The organism is Marinomonas shanghaiensis (assembly GCF_003259175.1).
Lineage (GTDB): Bacteria > Pseudomonadota > Gammaproteobacteria > Pseudomonadales > Marinomonadaceae > Marinomonas > Marinomonas shanghaiensis.
Window position 1 is genome coordinate 19,916 of sequence record NZ_QGOK01000008.1, and the last position, 20,952, is coordinate 40,867.

The 20,952-nt window shown below is 45.3% G+C and carries 19 protein-coding genes; 5 read left to right on the forward strand and 14 right to left on the reverse strand.

Annotation, left to right across the window (positions count from 1 at the left end; all coding sequences use genetic code 11):
* Positions 1 to 4: 4 nt before the first annotated feature.
* The 6 genes from casB to DKT73_RS08090 form a co-directional block, all read right to left on the reverse strand.
* Complete coding sequence (casB, locus tag DKT73_RS08065) at positions 5 to 472, reverse strand: type I-E CRISPR-associated protein Cse2/CasB (protein WP_111638052.1); 468 nt, start codon at positions 470 to 472, stop codon at positions 5 to 7.
* Entirely contained in the window at positions 462 to 1,976 is a 1,515-nt protein-coding gene (gene casA / locus DKT73_RS08070; RefSeq protein ID WP_111638053.1) for a type I-E CRISPR-associated protein Cse1/CasA, read from the reverse strand. The genes casB and casA overlap by 11 nt, the downstream gene beginning before the upstream one ends.
* A gap of 342 nt (positions 1,977 to 2,318) precedes the next feature.
* Entirely contained in the window at positions 2,319 to 4,997 is a 2,679-nt protein-coding gene (gene cas3 / locus DKT73_RS08075) for a CRISPR-associated helicase/endonuclease Cas3 (protein WP_198666574.1), read from the reverse strand.
* A gap of 124 nt (positions 4,998 to 5,121) precedes the next feature.
* A complete protein-coding gene (locus tag DKT73_RS08080; RefSeq protein WP_111638054.1) occupies positions 5,122 to 5,949 on the reverse strand; it encodes a BrxR family helix-turn-helix transcriptional regulator in 828 nt (275 codons plus the stop codon).
* 149 nt (positions 5,950 to 6,098) lie between these two features.
* Positions 6,099 to 6,809: a virulence RhuM family protein gene (locus DKT73_RS08085; RefSeq protein WP_111638055.1), complete on the reverse strand. Its 711-nt coding sequence runs from the start codon at positions 6,807 to 6,809 to the stop codon at positions 6,099 to 6,101.
* Positions 6,810 to 6,932: 123 nt separating this feature from the next.
* Positions 6,933 to 8,120: a methyltransferase gene (locus tag DKT73_RS08090; protein WP_111638056.1), complete on the reverse strand. Its 1,188-nt coding sequence runs from the start codon at positions 8,118 to 8,120 to the stop codon at positions 6,933 to 6,935.
* Between the two features lie 178 nt (positions 8,121 to 8,298).
* Here DKT73_RS08090 and DKT73_RS08095 point away from each other — a divergent pair, with 178 nt between their 5' ends.
* Complete coding sequence (locus tag DKT73_RS08095; protein WP_111638057.1) at positions 8,299 to 9,495, forward strand: amino acid aminotransferase; 1,197 nt, start codon at positions 8,299 to 8,301, stop codon at positions 9,493 to 9,495.
* Positions 9,496 to 9,588: 93 nt separating this feature from the next.
* On the opposite strand, the gene DKT73_RS08100 is transcribed toward DKT73_RS08095, so the two are convergent.
* From DKT73_RS08100 to DKT73_RS08125, 6 genes are all read right to left on the reverse strand, one after another.
* A complete protein-coding gene (locus DKT73_RS08100; protein WP_111638058.1) occupies positions 9,589 to 10,203 on the reverse strand; it encodes a UPF0149 family protein in 615 nt (204 codons plus the stop codon).
* A 74-nt stretch (positions 10,204 to 10,277) separates the two neighbouring features.
* A complete protein-coding gene (gene parE / locus DKT73_RS08105) occupies positions 10,278 to 12,176 on the reverse strand; it encodes a DNA topoisomerase IV subunit B (protein ID WP_111638059.1) in 1,899 nt (632 codons plus the stop codon).
* A 132-nt stretch (positions 12,177 to 12,308) separates the two neighbouring features.
* Entirely contained in the window at positions 12,309 to 12,890 is a 582-nt protein-coding gene (locus DKT73_RS08110) for a YqiA/YcfP family alpha/beta fold hydrolase (protein WP_111638060.1), read from the reverse strand.
* A gap of 43 nt (positions 12,891 to 12,933) precedes the next feature.
* A complete protein-coding gene (locus DKT73_RS08115; RefSeq protein ID WP_232827820.1) occupies positions 12,934 to 13,425 on the reverse strand; it encodes a DUF1249 domain-containing protein in 492 nt (163 codons plus the stop codon).
* A gap of 14 nt (positions 13,426 to 13,439) precedes the next feature.
* Positions 13,440 to 14,423, reverse strand: a complete 984-nt coding sequence (locus DKT73_RS08120; protein ID WP_111638061.1) for a 1-acylglycerol-3-phosphate O-acyltransferase, YihG family — start codon at positions 14,421 to 14,423, stop codon at positions 13,440 to 13,442.
* 4 nt (positions 14,424 to 14,427) lie between these two features.
* Entirely contained in the window at positions 14,428 to 15,048 is a 621-nt protein-coding gene (locus DKT73_RS08125; protein WP_111638062.1) for an NUDIX domain-containing protein, read from the reverse strand.
* A gap of 148 nt (positions 15,049 to 15,196) precedes the next feature.
* On the opposite strand from DKT73_RS08125, the gene DKT73_RS08130 reads away from it, so the two are divergent.
* From DKT73_RS08130 to pseF, 4 genes are all read left to right on the forward strand, one after another.
* Positions 15,197 to 15,757 carry a DNA-3-methyladenine glycosylase I gene (locus DKT73_RS08130; protein WP_111638063.1) on the forward strand — a complete coding sequence of 187 codons (561 nt, stop codon included), beginning with the start codon at positions 15,197 to 15,199 and terminating at the stop codon, positions 15,755 to 15,757.
* 258 nt (positions 15,758 to 16,015) lie between these two features.
* Entirely contained in the window at positions 16,016 to 17,011 is a 996-nt protein-coding gene (pseB, locus tag DKT73_RS08140) for a UDP-N-acetylglucosamine 4,6-dehydratase (inverting) (RefSeq protein ID WP_111638065.1), read from the forward strand.
* Positions 16,998 to 18,185: a UDP-4-amino-4,6-dideoxy-N-acetyl-beta-L-altrosamine transaminase gene (gene pseC / locus DKT73_RS08145; RefSeq protein WP_111638066.1), complete on the forward strand. Its 1,188-nt coding sequence runs from the start codon at positions 16,998 to 17,000 to the stop codon at positions 18,183 to 18,185. The genes pseB and pseC overlap by 14 nt, the downstream gene beginning before the upstream one ends.
* 2 nt (positions 18,186 to 18,187) lie before the next feature.
* Positions 18,188 to 18,934: a pseudaminic acid cytidylyltransferase gene (pseF, locus tag DKT73_RS08150; protein ID WP_111638067.1), complete on the forward strand. Its 747-nt coding sequence runs from the start codon at positions 18,188 to 18,190 to the stop codon at positions 18,932 to 18,934.
* Here pseF and pseG read toward each other — a convergent pair.
* Both pseG and pseI read right to left on the reverse strand, forming a co-directional pair.
* Complete coding sequence (gene pseG / locus DKT73_RS08155) at positions 18,931 to 19,929, reverse strand: UDP-2,4-diacetamido-2,4,6-trideoxy-beta-L-altropyranose hydrolase (RefSeq protein ID WP_111638068.1); 999 nt, start codon at positions 19,927 to 19,929, stop codon at positions 18,931 to 18,933. The two genes, pseF and pseG, sit on opposite strands and share 4 nt — an antisense overlap.
* Positions 19,926 to 20,945 carry a pseudaminic acid synthase gene (gene pseI / locus DKT73_RS08160; RefSeq protein WP_111638069.1) on the reverse strand — a complete coding sequence of 340 codons (1,020 nt, stop codon included), beginning with the start codon at positions 20,943 to 20,945 and terminating at the stop codon, positions 19,926 to 19,928. Before pseI ends, pseG begins: the two co-directional genes overlap by 4 nt.
* Positions 20,946 to 20,952 lie beyond the last annotated feature (7 nt).

Consider the following 20,952-nt stretch of genomic DNA (forward strand, 5'->3'; position numbering starts at 1 on the left):
AGAGTTAATCTTTTTTTGGTGTAGCTAATACAAAATCTTCTAAGAGCTGACGCTTGGCACTCGCACCCCAGTATTGCAACTGTTGAGCAAAATTTTCCCAGTTTAGAGTAGGCTGTGCATGAATCAATAGGCGACGAAGCTGTATCAGATCATTGGGAGCCTCGGCACGAATAAGCTGAAACACCCGACGTTCATTAATCGCCCCCGTCTTTGCTAGAGCCTTACCAAGGCTGATTTGTTCAGAAGTATTTTTCACCACATTCTTACCAGCACTAAGGCAAAACACCATGCGTACTAACTGGTGTTGATTATCTTTTTCCTTCCAGCCAAGTGGCTGAACCAAACGATAAAAAGCCGGAATATCTCGCAGTTCATCTGGTGTTCCAATACGCCTTAGCTGGGCACTGGCGCCTGAGTCTAATGCCTGCCAAGCATTAAATAGAGCCATAGCGTCAAACTTCTTAAGCGTCATGTTTCTCTCCTTGTGGTTGAAGTTCTGAAAGGGATTTATGTAAATTACGACGAGCAATCGCCATAGCCGCTATTAGTTTAGGATGGTGATAATAAGGAGCAGTAGCTTGCTGAAACAGTTGCAAACAAATTTCTCGTAGTTGCTGCCTTAGATAAGACAAGAGTTGTTCACTCTGGTTAAATTCCAGACTCGCTAATAAGCCTGTAATAATAGGATCACTCTGGCGATAAAATTGCTGCTCAGCGACCTCTTGCACAGCCACCCCCGCACCTTTGATCTCACTATTTCTAACCCCTTCGGCAAATAAGAATAGGGCCTTGCGTAAAGCCGTTTTATAACTCAAGCCAATTTGCACAACAGATAAAATGGTATCTGGGTGTTTCTCCCAACCTTGGTTAAAAGATAAAACTTCGTGGCGACGCTCCAAGATAGACGCTTGATTATTACGATAACCGCCAACAATAAGATGCAGTCGATTGCCCGGCCAAACTTGTTGTATTTGTTGCAAAACAGTGGCTATTTTATGACCTTCTTGCCCCTTATCTACCTGCTTTGCTACTAGCATTCGGCTAATTTGCGTCCAAGAAGGCGCTGATGTAGTAAAGGCTAAAAACTTCTCTTCTTGCTGCCCTTTTTTAATTTGCAAAATACGAGGAGAGTGGGGATGGGGCCAAATTCCTTCTACCGTGAAATTGAATTTTGCTTTTAAAAAACCGTTGTAACGCTGATGGCTATAAACACCGCAAGTTGAACACTGCCCTTCTCCCACAGGAGGACATAGTTCAATATGATCCGGTTGCCAAAATAAACCTCTTAACAACCCTATTTTAGCTGCGAGTATTTTCTCACCTGCCACAATTGGCTGTTGCCAAGTCGGCTGTTGTCCTTTGAGTTCTCGCCAATCAGGTACAGAACGATCTAAATGTTCTTCCGTTAAGATATTGAGCCATACCGTTGTACGCAGATCGTTTCCTTTGACGAGTGTTGTAACAGGGGAACCACCGCGCAAACCACTTTTAAAACCACCACCAAAACTGGGAGCATTATTAGCTTGGTTAAAGAGAGCAATTGCAGCACAACCAGTACATAGATTTTCAGCCTGATTTGGCTCATTCACAAAAGTGCAGTTGGTAGCACCGGTGAGTCCAGCCATCAGCTTATCCATACCGGTTGGTTCTTTAGCCGTTACCCCTTTTACCTGCATAAAAGGGTGTTTAGGGTGATCTAAGCAGAAGGTTTCTTCCCATTTATCCACACCTTGCTGAAAGTCTGACTCATTAAGCACATTCCTAGCTCGTGTCAGAAATTCACCATTATCTTTAGGCGGCCATGTGACCTGCACTAGGCAAATCAACAATTGCAGTGCCGCCATCTCCATATCATCCCTTGGCAAGCAAAGCGTCCATTTCATTTGCTCACAAAGAAGTTGCTGCAAGGTTATTTTCTCCGGCTCTCCTCCTGCTAGAGGTCGCACGGGAACCCAATCATGTCTTAATAAATCCATTGCATCTCCCACTCACAATTTCCTAATTTGTTAGAACCACCATCAATGCCAAAATAGCCACTAACATGGCCATACAAGCCACACCCGTCACAGACATTTCATTTAAGGTTTTTAGCAAACCTCTCACCTTATTAATCATGCAACTACCTCCAATCTAGTATTGGATAAATAATAGCCACAAACATAAAAAATTCAAGTCTGTATTTTATTGGTTATTTTATTTATATATTTTCATTTGCTCTGTATACTCACTTCATCCCTACCACCGTAGGGATAAACCGTCTGTTTTTTAATGAACAGCGAGTAGATGCAATCTGTTCCCCACACCCGTGGGGGTAATAGCTAGGAATGAGTAACTTTTCTCATTCCTAGCTCTCTTGAGTAAATAAATTTCACACTTTTTTTACCTTTAAATTCAAAGACATCACCCTCTCTCAGACCCAGCAGCCAAATCACACCATCCTCATCGGGCTCCTGAAGAAATAGCCCCTTCCATGTGGCTGGAACATTGACTCGATTTAAGATTTGAGCTTCTTGTCGTTCGAACTCTGGAATCCGCTCTAGCACTTTGTCATCTAAGAGTTGCTTACCTTGTGCAGTGTCAATATAAGGAATAACAGGTAAGCTCATTTCACCGTCTCGGGTAACAGCTCTGATCGTACTGTCGTCATCAGGTAAAGGACTCTCCTCTGCCCATTGCAACATCTGCCGAGCATGGCTACGTTTTTTATACTCATCATCTTCAAACTTTTTATAACCTAAACGTACCCATTCGGGTTCATCGTCTTTTAACCCTTGTTGATAAATAGGCTCGATCCAATCACGATAAGCATCAGGAAAATGTAAGCTGGATTGCCCAAGCGCTTCAATATGTTGTTGAGTACGCCACATCACCAATGTATTGGAATAAATAGAGCCGCTGCCGCCGTAGCTTTCTTCTTTTGGTAGCAATACAGTGGCTTTAGGCTCGATAAAACTTGGCGGACGGCTATCGCGTTTATGCCTATGTAGTCGCCCAAAGCGCTGAAACAATAAATCCACAGGGCAAAGTTGAGTAATCTGCCAATCAAAATCAAGGTCGAGCGACTGCTCTACAACCTGCGTCGAGACAAGGATCCGCCCGACACTGCGATCACCATCTGGACCAAAACAGGATAAAACTCGCTCTTCTATTACTTGACGATCCGTTAGGGTAAAACGAGAGTGAAAAAGCATGACTTCATGCTGAGTGAATTTGCGTAGTTGCTCATACGCTTCTTGTGCAACATCCACTAAATTGCAAATTAAGCACACTTGAGCCCCTTCTTGCTCTGCAGCATACACCATACGCGCGAACAGTTCTGAGTCAGGTAAAAGCTTTGCTGAGTAATAGAGCTCAAGCTTGAGGGAAATAGGCTGAGGCATATGTTCTGGCATTTTGTCTAAATCCCAGAAATTCGCCTTATCAGAACCCTTCCAGCTCACTAATGGGTAGCTTTCTGGAAGCTCTTGGTCCACATTGCCATAGGCCGCCATTAGTTGGAGTTTCTGATGTTTTGGTAAGGTTGCCGATAGCAATATTGCACTGCCACCTGCTCGCGCCTGTTGTTTAAGCACTTCCTCCAGCAGGCCATACATATAAGTTGAATAGGCATGTACCTCGTCCACGATAAGAATGCTTCGTCCCACAAATCCGCGAATAAAACGATGCCTCACCGGTAATACGGACACTAATACCTGATCTATGGTGCATACCCCAATTTGACCTAAAAACACACGCTTGCGGCTTTGTGCTAGCCATTCACAACATTGCGCCCATGCTTCTTCTTGCTGTTGAACATTATCACCTCGTTGTTTAATCGCTTTAAATTCTTTATTAAAACGAGAATTACCGTGCGCTAAGATTATATTGGGCTGGTCAAATAACTTATCCGCCAATAAATCCAAACGACTTAACATTGCATTTGCGGTTGCTTGCGTTGGCAATGCAAACACTATGCTATCCGCCATTCCAGCCTCTATTAGCCGCCATGCATAAGCTAAAGCAAGCTCCGTTTTGCCCGACCCCGTCGGACCTTCAACCTGAGTTAAACCAGATGCTATGGGCAAATGATCCACCAACACCTGAAGCTGTCTAGGTTCATAACCTTGCTTTAATAAACTCGCAACGCCCTTATAGGGTCGGCTTTCTTTTATCAAGCCACTACGTGCCATGACTAAGGCTGCATCTCGTTTATATTTTTCCTGAAAGTAGCCTTGCAATGCTTCTAAACTGTCGCAAGGCGATGCATGATAATGAAAGGTATCTTCTGAAATCCAAGACCCTAACCAATCAGAAATAGAGCAAAAAGCAGCGAGTAAAGACGATGGAGCAGGTGGGATATGCTCAAAAGACAAGCCAACAGGTTCTAAGAAAAGCGCTTCTAAAATCTGCAACCATGCCTGCCGAGCCAATTTATCTCGCTCAGCAAGCTTTGGATATTCCGTAAGCATAAGATTGCTCACGTTTTCCCTTCTCACAATATAGCCGTGATGACCTGTTACGGCTTCTAACCAACTAAACCACGCTTGATAAGGGTGTTCTAAAGAAGCACTTAATAAAAAATCTAAACTACCCATCTCCATACTGGACGTTGGCTGAGAATCTTCAACAAACCAATATAAACCGGCACGCCCATGATCAAAGCCTTTACACGCCATATAGGATGGGCGTTGGACAGGCTTATCATCAGGATTTAACGATAACCACACACTATCTGCTTTACATTGAAAACGAATATCAAATTTCCCAAGATCATGCAAAGCAATAAAAAATAACACCCATGCTCTAACTTGTTCCTCAGGTAAATCATTACCTTGTGCAAATCGGTTTCGCATAACAAAGCTATAATCCCACCAATAAGCAGCAACAGCGGTCACATCCAAACAATGAAAAGGAAGTAAGTGATAAGGATCACCCTCATCGGATGAAGATCGAGCCTTTCCCCAATACTTCGAAATAAGAGAAAGAGCTTCTTTAATAGCCAACATTTTCTCACTCACTATGGTTCTCCTTCCTTCAATTCCCATACCTTGATTGATTTCCCTCACACCCACAACCCTGTCGTTTTACACAGGTAAAGTAATTTGACAGGTCTTGAGTAAAATCATGTTTTTCACGATTCAATCAGTCAAATAACCATTGTTTTATGTCGGTATAGTTAACACACACCAGTTGTTGGGCTTGTGGGTTGGCTTCGAGCATTTTGGTTTTGATCTGTAAGTCGTCTAGGGTGTATTTAACGAGGGCGGCGCGGGTGGTGATGTTCAGTTGGCCGTCTGTCATGCCGTAGTCGTTTTCCAATACGTGTTTTTGTTTGTCGGTGAGGCGAGAATCTGGGGCAAGAATCAGTGAAACTTGAGTGTTCCACAGGGTATCTTGTTGCTCGGTGTGTTCACAGGCTTTGCCATCGTAGTCTACGTGCTGAAAGCGGCTTAGTACAAAGTCGAGGAATTGCTTTCGCATATCGCAGTAAGCACGAACATGCCAGCGTCCAGTGGTTTTGACAAAGCTGTGGGGGTAAATCAAGCGGCCTTGCGGATCGCTGCTGGATACGGATAAGTATTCACAATCTACGGCGGTTTTGTCTTTAACGGCTTGCAATAAGGGGCGCATGACCTGGGGCGAGACGAAGCGCGCTAGGGCTTGTATTCTGTGTTGGGTCGCGTCTTTGGCCGCATTGGAAAAGGTGGGAATCTTGCCGTAATTTAGCCAATCAAAGTATTCATCCACGGTTTGGTCAATATAGTGCGGTTTGAAATGATCTGTTATTTGGTAGGCTTTTCGTTTGGCATCATAGTCTAACGAGTTTGGAAAATCGGCCTGATATTGTTTAAGCAGCTGACTGACGCTTTGCCGCGTGAGACCTAAAGCTGTCATTAGTGGTTTGGTGTTTATTTGCCCTTCCCAAAAGGCGATCAATTCTAACATCCAATAACGCTGCACCAACTCCATCTGACAATCCCTTTACATGTAATGGTCTTGCAATGTAACGCAGTTTTGTTTGATCGCCAAACCGCAATTGTTGTCTTTTTGTATTTGGGTTAATCAGTTTGTCGTTGTGTGCTTGTTTATTGATTAACGCTCTGCCTATGCAGATGTATCTACGTACTTTTTTTGTTGCTCAGTAATTGCTTCACTTCACGGTCAAAGTCTGATTCTATTTTTTGCTGTTTATTGAATTGTTCATACTCAGTATGAGCTTTTTGCTCTGCAGCTTGGCGTGATATTTGGCCGTAGCCTTCTAACACTTGATATTCATTGAAGGCTAAAAATTTATTAACGCATTCAGCAAAAATATCGGTTATTTGCTGATAAACACGTCGCTCACTGGCTCGAATGGAGCGAACTCGTTCCAGTAGCTCTTTAAAGTAATCCTTGCCAAAAAAGCGACCGTTTTTAAGACGTTCATCATCCATAGCAAAGCCTTTGATGATGTAGTCTTTAATGAGTTGAGTTGCCCAGATACGAAATTGGGTGGCTTGCGTCGAGTTAACGCGATAGCCGACTGAAATCACAGCATCTAAGTTATAATACTCAAGTTTGCGTTTAACTTCTCTTTTGCCTTCTTGTTGAACTGTTTCCAAAATGGAAAGAGTTGCGTCACGCTGCAATTCTCCAGAATCGTAGATATTATCTAAATGCTTTGAAATGGCAGGTACGCCCACACCAAATAACTCCGCTATTCGCTTTTGCGTAAGCCAAATGGTTTCACCACTGAGCAATACTTCTACTTTTACCTCACCATTAGGGGCGGTATAAAGTAAGAATTCTGAGGTTTGGTCTTGTAGGCTAAGTTGCGTTTTTTTGGTCATAACACCCTCTCCCAATGGTCAATGTTATCTGCATCCATGCATGTTCGTTGGCGGTACATACAGCACAGTTCTAAAATAAAGCACCTCGCTAAACACTACCCGCTATATTATCACAAAAGCCTCTTACGTCCGCTCTGCCCTGATCATCCAGTTCCTTGGGGTTAGGCTTTTATCGCAGAATTTTCCTATCTCTACGTGGTAGCCGTTTTCTTCTAGGTACATGGCGCGGTCGAGGACGAGCCAGTACTCTAAGACCGGTCGAAACAGCTGGCTGATGGCTTCGAGTTTTTGCACTTGTTGATAGCGTTGTTGGCCAATGGGTTCGAACTTTTCAAAGGGGGTTTCGACAATTAAGTCAGTTAGCCCTTTATGTTCCGCCGCCCAGTGACAAAAGGCCGTAAAACCTTGGTTAAGAATGGCTTTTTGGATGGAGGGAACAGGAAGGTATTCGTCTTGTTGACGAGCAATCCGCTGCCATGAGTCAAAACCCAATCGATAAGTGAGCTCGAGTTGCTTGAGGCGTTGTTCACGAGCCCCAGCGGTGGCGACTTCTTTTACCGCAAGTTTGAGATCGGCTTGGCGTAAATTAAGTTGGGATTGCTTTGCCCATTGGGATAATGGGCGATAAAGCTCATCTTGTGTCAGGTGATAGCAACAAGGAGAAATACATACCACCGCTGTCTGCGCAATGACGGCTTGTTTAATCAGTTCACAATGCAAATCCCCACAAGCATGGAGCGCAACGGCGCAGTGAGTGTTCGCTAACGCCAATTCCCCTTCCCCTTTTAGTACATCGGCGTGGGTAAAAGTCTGTGGCAGGTTGAGTCGTTTGGCATCTTGCTCGCCCGCATCACACAAGGCTTTTTGCCATTCTAGGCTGTGGACCGGCTTGTTGTCTTGGAAAGCCAATAATTTACCGAGATGGCCCTTACCTGCACACCATTCTACGTAGCTTTCTGCATTGGGTGTCTGTGCAACAAAGGCTTGAATTTGCGCCCATTTACGCCCTTTTATGGCGGTCGACAGATAACTCGGCAAATCGGTAGTAAGTGTTCGCTTCTCTGATAGCCTTCTATTTTCATGGTGGCTTTCGTTAATTGAAAGCTGAAGTTCTGGGCAAATACGCCCCACCTCGTTATAAAAAGCCTCCTCTATTGGTTGCTCTAGCTGACTCGTAAGATACTCTGCCAAGGCAGGGTAATGATCACGCCAAGGGTTATCAAGCCGTGCAAAGGTGTCGAATTGCCAAAGCCGTGTGTGCGCTTTTAGCCAAGTATCTAGGGCTTGAAAATGCTGTTGGAACGCTGTCATGAATTGGCTCATCGGAAAGGAAAAACACAGTGTCTTTTTTTCTTTACAGTATTAGGGAAATTTCCCTCGCTGTTGCATTGTATTTTGTCATAAAAACGGCAAAATGAAGAGGCTATTTAAGCAACGATTCTAGCCACAGTGATTTCCCTGTGACGTATATAAGGACCCCGTAATTATTATGTTCAAGCATCTTAAAGCTGTTTCTGGCGACCCTCTTTTAGCCCTTATTATGGCCCATAAACAAGATACCAATCCAAAGAAAATCGATTTGGGTGTGGGTGTCTATAAAGACGATAACGGCCACACGCCGATTCTTAATACGGTAAAAAAAGCCGAAGCCATTTTGCTTGAACAAGAAGATTCTAAAAGTTATTTGGGCATTTACGGTGCCACCGAGTTTGAAGCCATTATTAAAGACTTGATTTTGGGTGAAGGTAATCCATTGATCGCGTCTGGTCGCGTTCGCTCAACACAAACCCCTGGCGGTACTGGCGCGTTAAAAGTGGCAGCGGACTTTATCAGCGCGAATTTGAAAGGCGCACGTCTTTGGGTAAGTGACCCGACTTGGGGTAACCATAAGTCTATTTTTGATTCTGCGGGCGTTGAGGTGAAAAACTACCCTTACTACGATCCTGCTACGAACGGTTTGCGCTTTGATGACATGATGGCAACGCTAGAAGCCGAAGTCAAAGAAGGCGATGTGTTGTTGTTGCATGCTTGCTGCCATAACCCTACAGGCATTGATTTGCAATTCGACCATTGGAAAGTGCTAACCGATTTCGTTAACAAGCGTGGTGTGTTAGCTCTGGTGGATGCGGCTTACCAAGGTTTTGGTGATGGTTTGGATGAAGATTTGGCGGGCTTGCGTTACATGGCGGCCAATGTTCAAGACATGTTGATTGCAAACTCTTTCTCGAAAAACTTCGGCATTTACCGCGAGCGTTGCGGTGGTTTGAGCGTGGTAGCTGCGTCTGCCGACGAAGCCAATGCGGCGTTTTCTATTATTGGTCAGGCGATTCGTGCCAACTACTCTATGCCACCCGCTCACGGTGCCGCTGTGGTTTACACCATTATGAGCAATCCTGAGCTGAAAGCAGAATGGGTTTTGGAAGTGGCAGCGATGCGTGATCGTATTAACGGTTTACGTGAAAAATTGGTCGCAAAATTAGCGGCGTCTGGCGCAAGCAAGGATTTCAGCTTTATCAAAGATCAGCGCGGTATGTTCTCTTACTCTGGTTTAACCCTAGAGCAAGTACGCACGTTGCGCAGTGAATATGCAATTTACATTGCAGACACTGGTCGTATGAGTATCGCTGGTGTCAGTGATAACAACATCGATTATTTGTGTGAAAGCATTGCGAAGGTGGTGGGCTAATTTTCCCACCCCTTGAAACACAAAAGCCGTGATGCACATCACGGCTTTTTTATTTCTGAGAAGAAAGAATACGGTAGGAAAAAACTTACTAAATCAGTGTATTACGCGATTTTCCGAGTTCTTTTTGCCCGCTTGCATGTCTGGATGATAATACTGTACCAGTCGCAAAATAGAAGGCTCTAACATTTCCCGCCAGAAGGTTACTTCTTCTTCGACCATGACTTCCAATTTATCCCAACCCGCTTCGGTACCGAATAGGCGCACAGGTGCCAGCGCTTCATCAAAGAATGCTCTGTCGCCACCGATCCCCATACCAATCAGTTTGGCACCGCGAATGAAGCCAACACACCATTCTTCCACCAAGATGCTGTATTCGCCATCCACTTCTTGCTCAAGGTAGACGGGGTAAAAATCCCCAAACAACAAGCTGTTCATGGTTTCCATATACATGATCAACACAAGACTCAGAAACTCGTCTTCTTGTTCCGTGGATTCCCACACTGGCTGGTCTTCATCTGCGCCCCAAATGGCGTTCAACCAGACATCTGGCTCTAATTCTTGTACAGAACAACCCAATGCGGTTAAAAAGCCATCTAACTCCGACACACACATCAGCGAACGATCGGTTCCAAACGTCAATAAATAGTGGTCTATTTTTTCGTACAGAACTTCTTCGCTGATGACATCATCGTTTATCTCTTCAGACATTTATTCGTTTCCATTTAGTTGAGCTATACATATATTTTAGCGTGTCTTGGCAAAAGCGGTAATCTATTGGTTCATTAATCAATAATCGCCAAGTTACCATAGGTTTCTAGCCAGTTTTTGCGATCACCAGCGCGTTTTTTCGATAGCAGTTTGTCCAGTAGCTCGTCGGTGTCTGGTTTGTCTTCCATGGTCAGTTGAATTAAACGACGAGTGTCTGGCGCCATGGTGGTTTCACGCAGTTGCGATGGGTTCATTTCACCCAAGCCTTTGAAGCGCTGTACGTTTGGCGTGCCACGTTTGTTTTCGGCGGCGATTTTGTGCAAGGTGATGTCTTTTTCTTCGTCATCTAGGGCGTAGTAGACTTCTTTACCAATGTCGATTCGATACAAGGGCGGCATGGCGACAAAGACATGTCCGCTGTTCACTAAAGCGGGGAAGTGACGCACAAACAAGGCGCATATCAAGGTGGCGATGTGCAGACCATCTGAGTCAGCATCGGCTAAGATGCACACTTTACCGTAACGCAAACCACTCAAGTCCTCATCACCTGGGTCTACCCCCAGCGCGACAGAAATGTCATGAATTTCCTGCGAGGCCAGTACTTGGTTGGAGTCCACTTCCCATGAGTTCAGAATTTTACCACGCAGTGGCAGAATGGCTTGGAAGTCTTTTTCGCGGGCTTGCTTAGCAGAACCGCCCGCCGAGTCCCCTTCCACTAGGAAAAGTTCGCTTCGAGACGTATCTTGTCCTGAACAGTCGGCCAGCTTACCCGGCAAGGCTGGGCCTTGAGTAATCCGTTTACGCACCACTTTTTTACTGTCTTTTAAGCGTTTCTGTGCGCTATTGATGACAATGTCGGCGATTTTCTTACCGTCTTCAACATTCGAATTCAGCCATAGGCTAAAGGCGTCTTTCAATGTGGCTGAAATAAAGGCCACAATTTGACGAGACGATAAGCGCTCTTTGGTTTGACCTGAGAACTGTGGCTCTTGAATCTTGGCTGACAACACATAGCTGCAGCGATCCCATACGTCTTCTGCGGTAAGCTTTACACCACGAGGTAAGAGGTTGTGAAAGTCACAAAATTCCCGAATGGCTTCTAACAGCCCCGTTCGAAGGCCATTGACGTGTGTCCCGCCCTGCGCGGTTGGGATCAAGTTAACATAACTTTCTGTTACCAACTCGCCGCCTTCAGGTAGCCATTGTACTGCCCAGTCAACGCCTTGTGTTTTTTCTGTCAGACCACCAATAAATGGCTCATCTGGCAATAAAACAAAACCCTCATTGGCCTGTGCAAGATAATCTTTTAGGCCATCTTGGTAAAACCATTCTTCTCGAACGTCTTCCGCGCCGCTTTGGTCAATGAAAACCACATGCAAACCCGAACACAATACGGCTTTGGCTTTTAATAAATGTTTGAGACGAGAAACCGAAAATTTAGGGCTATCAAAGTATTTGCTGTCCGCAGTAAATTTTACTTTGGTGCCGGTGTTTTTCTTACCCACCGTGCCAATTTCTTTGAGCTCTGAGGTTTTAAAACCGTTCTCAAAACCGATGTGGTATTGAATACCATTACGTCTTACCCAAACTTCTAAAGACGTCGACAAGGCGTTTACTACCGAAACACCTACACCGTGTAATCCCCCTGAAAACTGGTAATTGTCACCAGAGAACTTGCCACCAGCGTGCAGCTTAGTGAGAATCAATTCAACGCCCGATATGCCTTCTTCTGGGTGAATATCGACGGGCATGCCTCGACCATTGTCTTCGACGCTTAATGAGCCATCTTTGTATAGAATCACTTCTATGCGATCTGCATGACCCGCTAAGGCTTCATCCACTGAGTTGTCGATGACTTCTTGCCCTAGATGATTTGGCCGTGAGGTATCCGTATACATTCCTGGGCGTTTTTGTACAGGTTCTAAGCCACTCAGAACTTCTATCGATCCGGCGTTATATTCTTTTGCAGACATGCGTGTTTTTACTTCCAAGTTGATCGTGCGTCATAGTGTCAAAATACTAGAGCGCGTGCGAGTGTAAATTAGATTGGTTAGAGTCTATCACTGGTTTTACGTGGTGTGAAATAGTCCAACAAGTGTCGTGGTTTACTCGGTTATAATTTGTGCAAAACGCAGAATTTCTGACGAAAAGCGTTCAAATTCGGTAAAGCTATGATTGCCTTTTTCTTCATGCGTTAAGCGCGCTGTTCTCGGAAACGCCTTTAACGCTTCTTTGTAGTCTAATACTTCATCGCCTTCTTGAATCATCAGCCAATATAGTTCGGCTGTGGGCTGCGTAATGACTAGCTGCTCAAGCTCTAACATGTGATGTTCAGTCAGTTCGTATTCGTCTTGGGTGTAAGGATTGGTTTGTGGGCCAAGATACTCTTTTAACAAGGTTGGCGCTTGCACCGCTGGATTCACCAAAATGGCGTTCAGACGATATTTTTCAGCCAAATACGCAGCGTAAAAGCCTCCAAGCGAACTGCCAATCAAGGTAATGCCTTGGTGTTGCTGGGCTTCAATGAGGGTTTCCAGCTGTTTAATCGCTTGCGCGGGGTGCCATGACAAACGTGGCGAAATCACCGCATTTGGTAAGCCTCTTTTACTCGCCTCATTCATCAGCACGGTGGCCTTATGGGAACGCTCTGAGCTATTAAAACCATGGATATATAATAAAGTGGCCAAAGGATTCTCTACACACACATCAAGTTAAACGAACGAACATTAATTAGGCAAATTGAAATGACAAGACTGTATCGAGTCGATGCCCATGCTTCAAACATAATTCCAATAGATCGGCTAACTGCTGATTGAGTCGAAATTTTTCATCTCGATGCAGCATGGCATCATTGGGATAAGGATACGCTCCTTGGTATTGGCGATGTCCATCGGTGATTTCGGCAATGCCAACATCATGATACAAGCGTATGGTCATGGATAACTTTGCTTCGAATAACAGTTTTTTCTCTATCTCAGGACCAAACTCTAACCCGATCTCTGAGGTGAAACGACTCTCTTTCCCTAGGGTAAGGCTTAGACGGCTTTCTTGGTCACCAGCACTGTGAATCGCAAAATGCCACGCGTCCATTTCTTCTTGGCCACGCATGAGTTTGCCTAGGCGACGGTAATTCAATTCGCCAAGCATCTGCAAACTCACCAAATCTGGTACATAGTGTTTTGACATTTTATCGATCATTTTGTCTTTATCATCTTTTTTCATGAGGTTTGCCATGGTCACGGGGCATTTTTTACGGAGTAATCGGTTTCTGTACCGATGTTCGAAGGATGCCTCAGCGCGTCAAGTTGGCGACTCAGACGTGTGTCTTTATCTTGCCAGTATAGATTAAACCATGCAAAAAAGTGCTCTCTGTCTTTGCCCGCTGCGTTATATTCTGACGTTAACATTGTCTTTGGTAATGCAATGTCTCGCACTACTACTCTTACTTTGCCTATCCGACCACAGAGTAAATCCCACCCCGTAACCGTCTGTTGTTCATACAAGACATTAATGTCCGTGATGCCTTTTATGGTCGGTGTCATGGTTTGCAAAATAAAGCTGACACCGCCCGCTCTGGGTTTAAGCAAATGCTCATAAGGCGAGGCTTGTTGTTTGTGTTTGGCGTTGGTAAAACGTGTTCCCTCTACAAAACTCATAATAGCATTAGGGCGTTTTAATAACCTAACGCAGGACTTACGTGTGGTCTCTAAATCTTTGCCGATTAAATGCGGTTTCTTCTTTAGCGTGTCCTTACTGTAACGCTTCATATAGGGAAACCCCATGATATAGGTGGCGCTGCCAACAAACGGCATCCAAATCAAAGCCTGCTTCATAAATACTCGTGGCAAAGGACGACGACCTCTTAATTGCGCAAAGATCACAAACACGTCCACCCAAGATCTATGATTGGCAATAATTAAATGCCAGTGCTGAAAATCCACTTTCATGGTGTCGTCTAATTCCCAGTTTATGCCAAGCACATGCTGAAACCACCATTCGTTCGCGGCCGCCCAACCCTCATAAAGACGATTAAAACAACGTTCTGCTAGCGCTTCGTATCGGGTGTGTTTCAGCAACAGTAAGGGAGCAACTAAATGGGCTAATACTGTCCAAAACAGCGCGTTACTGGACATGAAGATGAAAGACGACACGCCAGTGATTGGTTGTAAAACCATGCGTTTCAGTATGAGAACGGAGGAGAGATTCGGTTGATCAGCCATCAGTTTAGACTCTCCAACGGGCGACAAGATCGTGTTTATTTAATGCAAACCATTGCAATCCCATTATGGTACTGGCGTTTTCAACATCGTGTTTGAGCAAAGCAATGGCATCATCCGCAGAGATGAGATGCAACTTAATGTCTTCATTTTCTGAGTCCAAACCATGGACTTGATCCGTGTTCACTTGGCTCGAATCAAATTCGCCAGCGTACATGCGCAAATACTCCATCAAGCCGCCTGGAGAAGGCACAAATTTAAACATGTATTCAAGACGCTTAACTGTGACACCGGCTTCTTCTAAGGATTCACGGCGGGCAACGTCTTCGTCACTTTCACCCTCTTCTACCATGCCCGCCACCAGCTCCAGTAACCAAGGTGATTCACTGCGCAGCACGGCGGGACGAAATTGCTCAATGAGCAACACTTTATCCGCCACCGGATCGAACAATAAGACACAAATGGCATCATTACGAACCATCATTTCACGGCTCATTGGGTGACTCCATTCACCATTGAACTTTTTGTGTCTCAACGTCAGTTTGCGCATTTCAAAGAAACCTTTGTAGAGGCATTCATCTTTTAAAATCTCAACGTCTTTTTTGCTGTAAGTCGGTTTAAATTTCATATGATCTCGTCCTAAGCAGGCCACTTTTTCAAGTTAGGTCTGATATGATGGGGGCAAAAGGCCTAATGTCAGATTGTACTGCGCACGATCCAAGTTATACTGGCAAACCATAGCTTTATTCGCCATCGCTTATCTTGGAGCATTATCAATGGAAGACATACGCTGTGCTTGGTGTTTAGGATCTCCTGAATACATGCATTATCATGATACCGAATGGGGTGTGCCTATTTATGACGACCAAGCATTATTTGAGTGTATTGTACTCGAAAGCGCCCAAGCAGGTCTAAGTTGGATTACTATTTTACGCAAGCGAGAAGGCTACAGAGCTCTTTTTCATGATTTTGACCCTCAAAAAGTCGCCAATATGACGGATATTGACGTCGAGCGATTGTTACAAGACGAGCGCATCGTTCGCCATCGAGCTAAAATAGAAGCCACCATACATAACGCAAAAGCTTTTTTGCAGATCGCCAAGGAGTTTGGTTCATTTAGCCAATACTACTGGGCATTTAGCGATCATAAGGTCATTGATAATTCAATCAATCACCACACAGAAGCGCCAGCGGTAACCGAACTCTCCACTCGCTTCGCTAAAGACTTGAAGAAAAGAGGTTTTAAATTTCTTGGGCCCACCACCTGTTATGCTTTTATGCAGGCTACGGGCATGGTAAATGACCATATTGCTGATTGCATGGCTCGTACTTCTTAACATACAACCCCCATCCTAACCCTTGAAGATAAGGGAAAGGGACTAGACCGTGGCTCTGTGCTTCTCCCCTGCTAAGGGGAGACTGGAAGGGGGTAAAGTGATGTATAAAAGGCCCAAAAATGAAAAGGAGTTCCTTGATTTCACTAATGTTTCCCCTAAAGTAGTCGATACAGTAAAAAGACGTTATGCCTATGAGTATTGCTCTCTGCTCATCCTCATTGGGCTTGTGTAACTTTCATTTTGGTTTGGTATTCATACATGTTTAATAACAAAAGCATTCTCATTACTGGCGGTACGGGGTCATTTGGTCGTCAGTATGTCAAAACATTACTGGCCAACTACCAACCCAAACGCTTAATTATCTATTCCCGTGATGAGTTAAAACAATACGAAATGCAGCAAGATTTCGATGCCGCCTGCATGCGGTATTTCATTGGGGATGTAAGAGACAAAGACCGTTTGACTCAAGCCATGCGGGATGTGGACTATGTCATTCATGCTGCCGCGCTTAAGCAAGTACCCGCAGCAGAATACAACCCAATGGAATGCATCAAAACCAATATCCACGGGGCAGAAAATGTTATTGCTGCCGCCATTGCGAACAATGTGGATAAAGTCATTGCGTTATCTACGGACAAAGCCGCCGCCCCTATTAACCTTTACGGGGCAACCAAATTGGCATCCGATAAGCTATTTGTTGCCGCCAACAACATGGTTGGCCAAGGCCGTACCCGTTTCTCTGTGGTTCGTTATGGCAATGTCGTTGGCTCACGTGGTTCAGTGGTGCCTTTTTTCCAAAAATTGGTGGCCGATGGTGCAGAATCTATTCCCATCACTCACCCAGATATGACCCGATTTTGGATTACACTCCCCATGGGAGTGGATTTCGTTTTAACGAACTTCCAACGTATGCATGGCGGTGAAATTTTTGTGCCTAAGATTCCCTCTGTGCGCATTCTGGATTTGGCAGCGGCTTACGCGCCAAATATTCCCACTCGAGATGTTGGCATTCGTCCTGGTGAGAAACTGCATGAAGTCATGTGCCCAAGCGATGATTCCTACCACACCTATGAGTTTAAAAACCATTATGTGATTGCCCCAAGCATCAAATTTTATCAAGATGATATGGATTTTGCTCACAGTCGTTTAGGTGAAGTCGGTGAATTAGTTGAGCCTGGCTACGAATATCAATCTGGTAGTAACCCACACTTTTTAAGTGTTGAAGAGATTTTAACCTTCGATGACGCACACTGATTTTATACCTTACGGTCGCCAATCCATTAGCGAAGCCGACATTGCCGCTGTGGTCAAATCGCTGCGTTCTGACTTTTTAACACAAGGTCCATGTGTTAGTGAATTTGAAAACGCCGTTGCGACCAAAGTCGGTGCCAGCTACGGCGTCGCCGCCAACAGCGCCACCTCGACGCTGCACTTAGCCTGTTTGGCATTAGGGGTTGGCACTGGGGACAGGGTATGGACATCGCCTAACACCTTTATTGCCTCGGCCAATTGTGCTCGCTATTGTGGCGCCAACGTCGACTTTGTTGATATTGATCCTCGCACTTACAATATGTGCGCGAACAAATTGGCACAAAAGCTACAAGCCGCAAAGTTAACAGACACACTGCCTAAAGTGGTGATACCTGTGCATTTTGCTGGACAATCCTGTGATATGGCAGCCATATACGCCCTATCAAAAGCATACGGTTTTCGTATTATTGAAGACGCTTCCCATGCCATTGGTGCGACTTATCAAGGCGATTATGTAGGCAGTGGAAAATTCAGCGACATCTGTGTTTTTAGTTTCCATCCGGTGAAAATCATTACCTCAGCGGAAGGCGGCATGGCCGTCACCAACAATCAGCAGCTTGCCAAACACATGCGCACTCATGCGTCACAAGGCACCACCAAATCGCCAGATGAGCTCACGCAACAACCAGGTGATTGGTATTATGAACAACATACATTGGGCTTCAACTACCGTATGACAGAGCTACAAGCGGCGCTAGGGCTCTCTCAGCTGTCTCATCTAGACGACTTCATCGAACGCCGTCACCGTCAGTTCGAAAACTATCAAACCCTGTTGAAGAACTTTCCGATCACTCTGCCCTATCAGGCGGAGGACAATTATTCCTCGTTGCATTTGTATCCGATTTTATTACCAGAGCACAATAAGTCCGCCAGAAAAGGCGTGTTTGATGTACTTCGTCACGCTGGTATTGGCACTCAGGTACATTACATTCCCGTGCATACTCAACCTTATTATAAACAGCTAGGGTTCAACGATGGCGACTTTCCTATCGCAGAAGATTATTACACCCGCACACTGAGTTTGCCACTTTTTGCCGACCTCACTTATGCTCAACAAGAACGGGTAGCGCTGATTTTAAAACATGCCTTAATCGCTAACCGTGTCATGAGAGCCTAATCATGTCAGACGAACGGTCGTTACAAGATGCCACTCTTTCTGCTAATCGCCCTTATCGAGTGGCGGTAATACCCGCTCGTGGCGGTTCTCAGCGTATTCCACGAAAAAATATTCGATTACTAGATGGCAAACCACTGATTGCCTATTCTATTGAAACCGCCCTAAAGTCTGGATTATTTGATCGCATTGTGGTGTCCACTGACGATGAGGAAATTGCCAACGTGGCGCGCCAATTTGGGGCCGAGACGCCCTTTTTACGACCCGCTGATCTGGCGGATCATATGACAGGCACCACACCTGTGATGCAACATGCTTTGCGGTTTTTAATAGCTGAAGGGCAAACACCAGACCAAGCCTGCTTAATTTACGCCACTTGCCCTATGTTGACGTCGGAAGATATACAACGAGGTTTGGTACAGCTCGATGAAAACACAGCGTTTTGCTTTTCCGCCACCACCTTTGCCTTCCCCATTCAAAGAGCGCTTCACATTCAACACAATGGTGAGTTAGCCCCCATGTTCCCTGAACATATTCGCAAGCGCTCACAGGATCTGGTTGAAGCCATTCACGATGCTGGCCAATTTTATTGGGCCAGTACAAAAGACTGGTTTAACGAGGAGATATTTGGCCCAAAGTCCAAGCCTTTGTTGTTGCCAAGACATCGAATTCAAGACTTAGACACAGAAGAAGATTGGTTACGACTCACGCAAATTATGCGCCTACAACAGGCCTCAGATTTTACAAATTAAGAGAGATGAAAAGAGTCACTTACTTGCTTCGCGACGCGTTTTGCCCCATCACCATCCACTAAACGACGAGCAATTTGACGGGCTTTGTCTTGCCACTCAAGATCGAACCAAGCACGGTTCAACTCCTCGACTAACTCTTCTATGCGTTGCCCACGCAAGGCGTCAGACACATCGTCAAACCGTACAAAACGACACCAGCCCAATGGGACGTGTTGCTCAAGAGATCGCGTTTGATTTTCAGCCACCTGGGCAAATACAGTCGGCACGCCCATACAAGCTAACTCGAATAAGGTACCTCCCGCAGCGGAAATCGCCATCTTCGCCTGTTTCATCAGGGGAGTCACGTCAGACAAACCTTGCTCAATAGCAATACGATGAGCAAGACAAAAGCCCAACACTTGATCTGCATTCTTCGCATTAGCGCCTAATAAAACCCTAATATCTTGTGCAGGAAAATCAGACCTCAACAAAGCATTTAAAATCGGTAAGGTCAGTGCTAAAGGGTCGGTTCCACCTAGGGTAATAAGCAATTGACTGGGAGTTAGAAGATTCTTTGCATGGTCAATGGAATGACCTGAACGCTGAAACACAGGTCTCAGTAAGGCGTATTGACTGCCCGTTAAGAGATATTCGATTTGCTTGGTATAATTTTGTTGTAAAGGATTAAGCAGCCACTTAGCGGGGAATACGCCCCTGTCATTCATGTCATCTAGGACTAAAAGATTCGACTGATGCTGGTAAAGCCTCGCAATATCCTCTGCCAAATAGCCATAATGATCCAATATGACCAAATCCGCTTGCGCCGCCAATCGCCAAAATTGCGTTTCTGAATCAATGAAAATGTCTTCGACCGAACCAAAAGCCTGATAGCGCCGATCCATCACGAACCGACATTGCCAGCCTAGCGCCTCAAACGCATGCGTCAAAGCTTGGCAGCGAACTCTGTGCCCCATGCCAATCTCGACTGAAGCATCGGCTCGCACCAATAATTTCACGCCATCATATCCCAAGCAAGTGGCTGACCTTTTTGTACATCCATCGACAAGGTTTTGCCTAACACATCCTGCCAATGTTTAGGAGCAAGGCCAAACGATGGGCGGATAATTTTCAAGTGTGCTTCTGTCAATATGGTACCAGCGGGTAAATCCACGGCCACATAAATAGAGCGACGGTATTTTTTGGCCGCTTGCTCAGCGTCTGAGCCACCATACGTCACTGTACCAAGTGCGGCTTTCGCAGCACGACACGCGTCGACTAAGGCTTTCATTTCCATAGGTTCCATGGAAAAAGCCGCGTCCACACCACCCGCACTGCGATCCAACACAAAGTGTTTCTCAATAACGGTAGCACCTAATGCCGTAGCGGCCACGGCGGCGCCTAGCCCTTGTGTGTGGTCCGACAACCCCACAGGACAACCAGTTTTAGCGGCCAAATCGGCCATCGTTATCAAATTAGAGTCTTCTATTTTGGCTGGATAAGTACTGGTGCATTTGAGCAAGGTTAAAGGGTTATCGCCAATCGCGCGAATGGTTGCTACGGCTTCTTCTATTTCCTCTAACGTCGCCATTCCTGTCGACATAATAATAGGCTTACCAGTTCGAGCCACCGCCTGAATCAGCGGAATATCGGTCATTTCGAAGGAGGCAATTTTGTACAATGGCACATTCAAGCTTTCCAAAAATGCCACGGCACTCAGATCAAAAGGCGAACTAAACGCCACTAACCCCAAAGATTCAGCCAATTCAAATAACGGCTTGTGCCACTCCCAAGGCGTGGATGCCTTAGCATAAAGGTCGTACAAGTTACTTCCACGCCAAAGGCTGTCGCTTTCGGACACCATAAACTCCCCATGACGAACATCCAATGTCATGGTGTCTGGGGTATAGGTTTGCAACTTAATGGCATCCACACCCGCGTCTGCTGCGGCGTGAATCATGGCTTTGGCCAGTTCAAAATCTTGATCATGATTGCCCGATAACTCAGCAATAATAAAGGGCGTTTTCTCAAACATAATGAAA

What these genes read in the sequence shown, in the direction of transcription:
- pseB (WP_111638065.1), top strand. Translation starts at nt 16,016, where the DNA reads ATGTTTAATAACAAAAGCATTCTCATTACTGGCGGTACGGGGTCATTT.
- DKT73_RS08085 (WP_111638055.1), bottom strand. Translation starts at nt 6,809, where the DNA reads ATGACCAAAAAAACGCAACTTAGCCTACAAGACCAAACCTCAGAATTC.
- DKT73_RS08130 (WP_111638063.1), top strand. Translation starts at nt 15,197, where the DNA reads ATGGAAGACATACGCTGTGCTTGGTGTTTAGGATCTCCTGAATACATG.
- pseF (WP_111638067.1), top strand. Translation starts at nt 18,188, where the DNA reads ATGTCAGACGAACGGTCGTTACAAGATGCCACTCTTTCTGCTAATCGC.
- DKT73_RS08080 (WP_111638054.1), bottom strand. Translation starts at nt 5,949, where the DNA reads ATGGAGTTGGTGCAGCGTTATTGGATGTTAGAATTGATCGCCTTTTGG.
- DKT73_RS08125 (WP_111638062.1), bottom strand. Translation starts at nt 15,048, where the DNA reads ATGAAATTTAAACCGACTTACAGCAAAAAAGACGTTGAGATTTTAAAA.
- DKT73_RS08095 (WP_111638057.1), top strand. Translation starts at nt 8,299, where the DNA reads ATGTTCAAGCATCTTAAAGCTGTTTCTGGCGACCCTCTTTTAGCCCTT.
- casA (WP_111638053.1), bottom strand. Translation starts at nt 1,976, where the DNA reads ATGGATTTATTAAGACATGATTGGGTTCCCGTGCGACCTCTAGCAGGA.
- DKT73_RS08120 (WP_111638061.1), bottom strand. Translation starts at nt 14,423, where the DNA reads ATGGCTGATCAACCGAATCTCTCCTCCGTTCTCATACTGAAACGCATG.
- DKT73_RS08090 (WP_111638056.1), bottom strand. Translation starts at nt 8,120, where the DNA reads ATGACAGCGTTCCAACAGCATTTTCAAGCCCTAGATACTTGGCTAAAA.
- pseC (WP_111638066.1), top strand. Translation starts at nt 16,998, where the DNA reads ATGACGCACACTGATTTTATACCTTACGGTCGCCAATCCATTAGCGAA.
- casB (WP_111638052.1), bottom strand. Translation starts at nt 472, where the DNA reads ATGACGCTTAAGAAGTTTGACGCTATGGCTCTATTTAATGCTTGGCAG.
- parE (WP_111638059.1), bottom strand. Translation starts at nt 12,176, where the DNA reads ATGTCTGCAAAAGAATATAACGCCGGATCGATAGAAGTTCTGAGTGGC.
- DKT73_RS08115 (WP_232827820.1), bottom strand. Translation starts at nt 13,425, where the DNA reads ATGAAAAAAGATGATAAAGACAAAATGATCGATAAAATGTCAAAACAC.
- DKT73_RS08100 (WP_111638058.1), bottom strand. Translation starts at nt 10,203, where the DNA reads ATGTCTGAAGAGATAAACGATGATGTCATCAGCGAAGAAGTTCTGTAC.
- pseI (WP_111638069.1), bottom strand. Translation starts at nt 20,945, where the DNA reads ATGTTTGAGAAAACGCCCTTTATTATTGCTGAGTTATCGGGCAATCAT.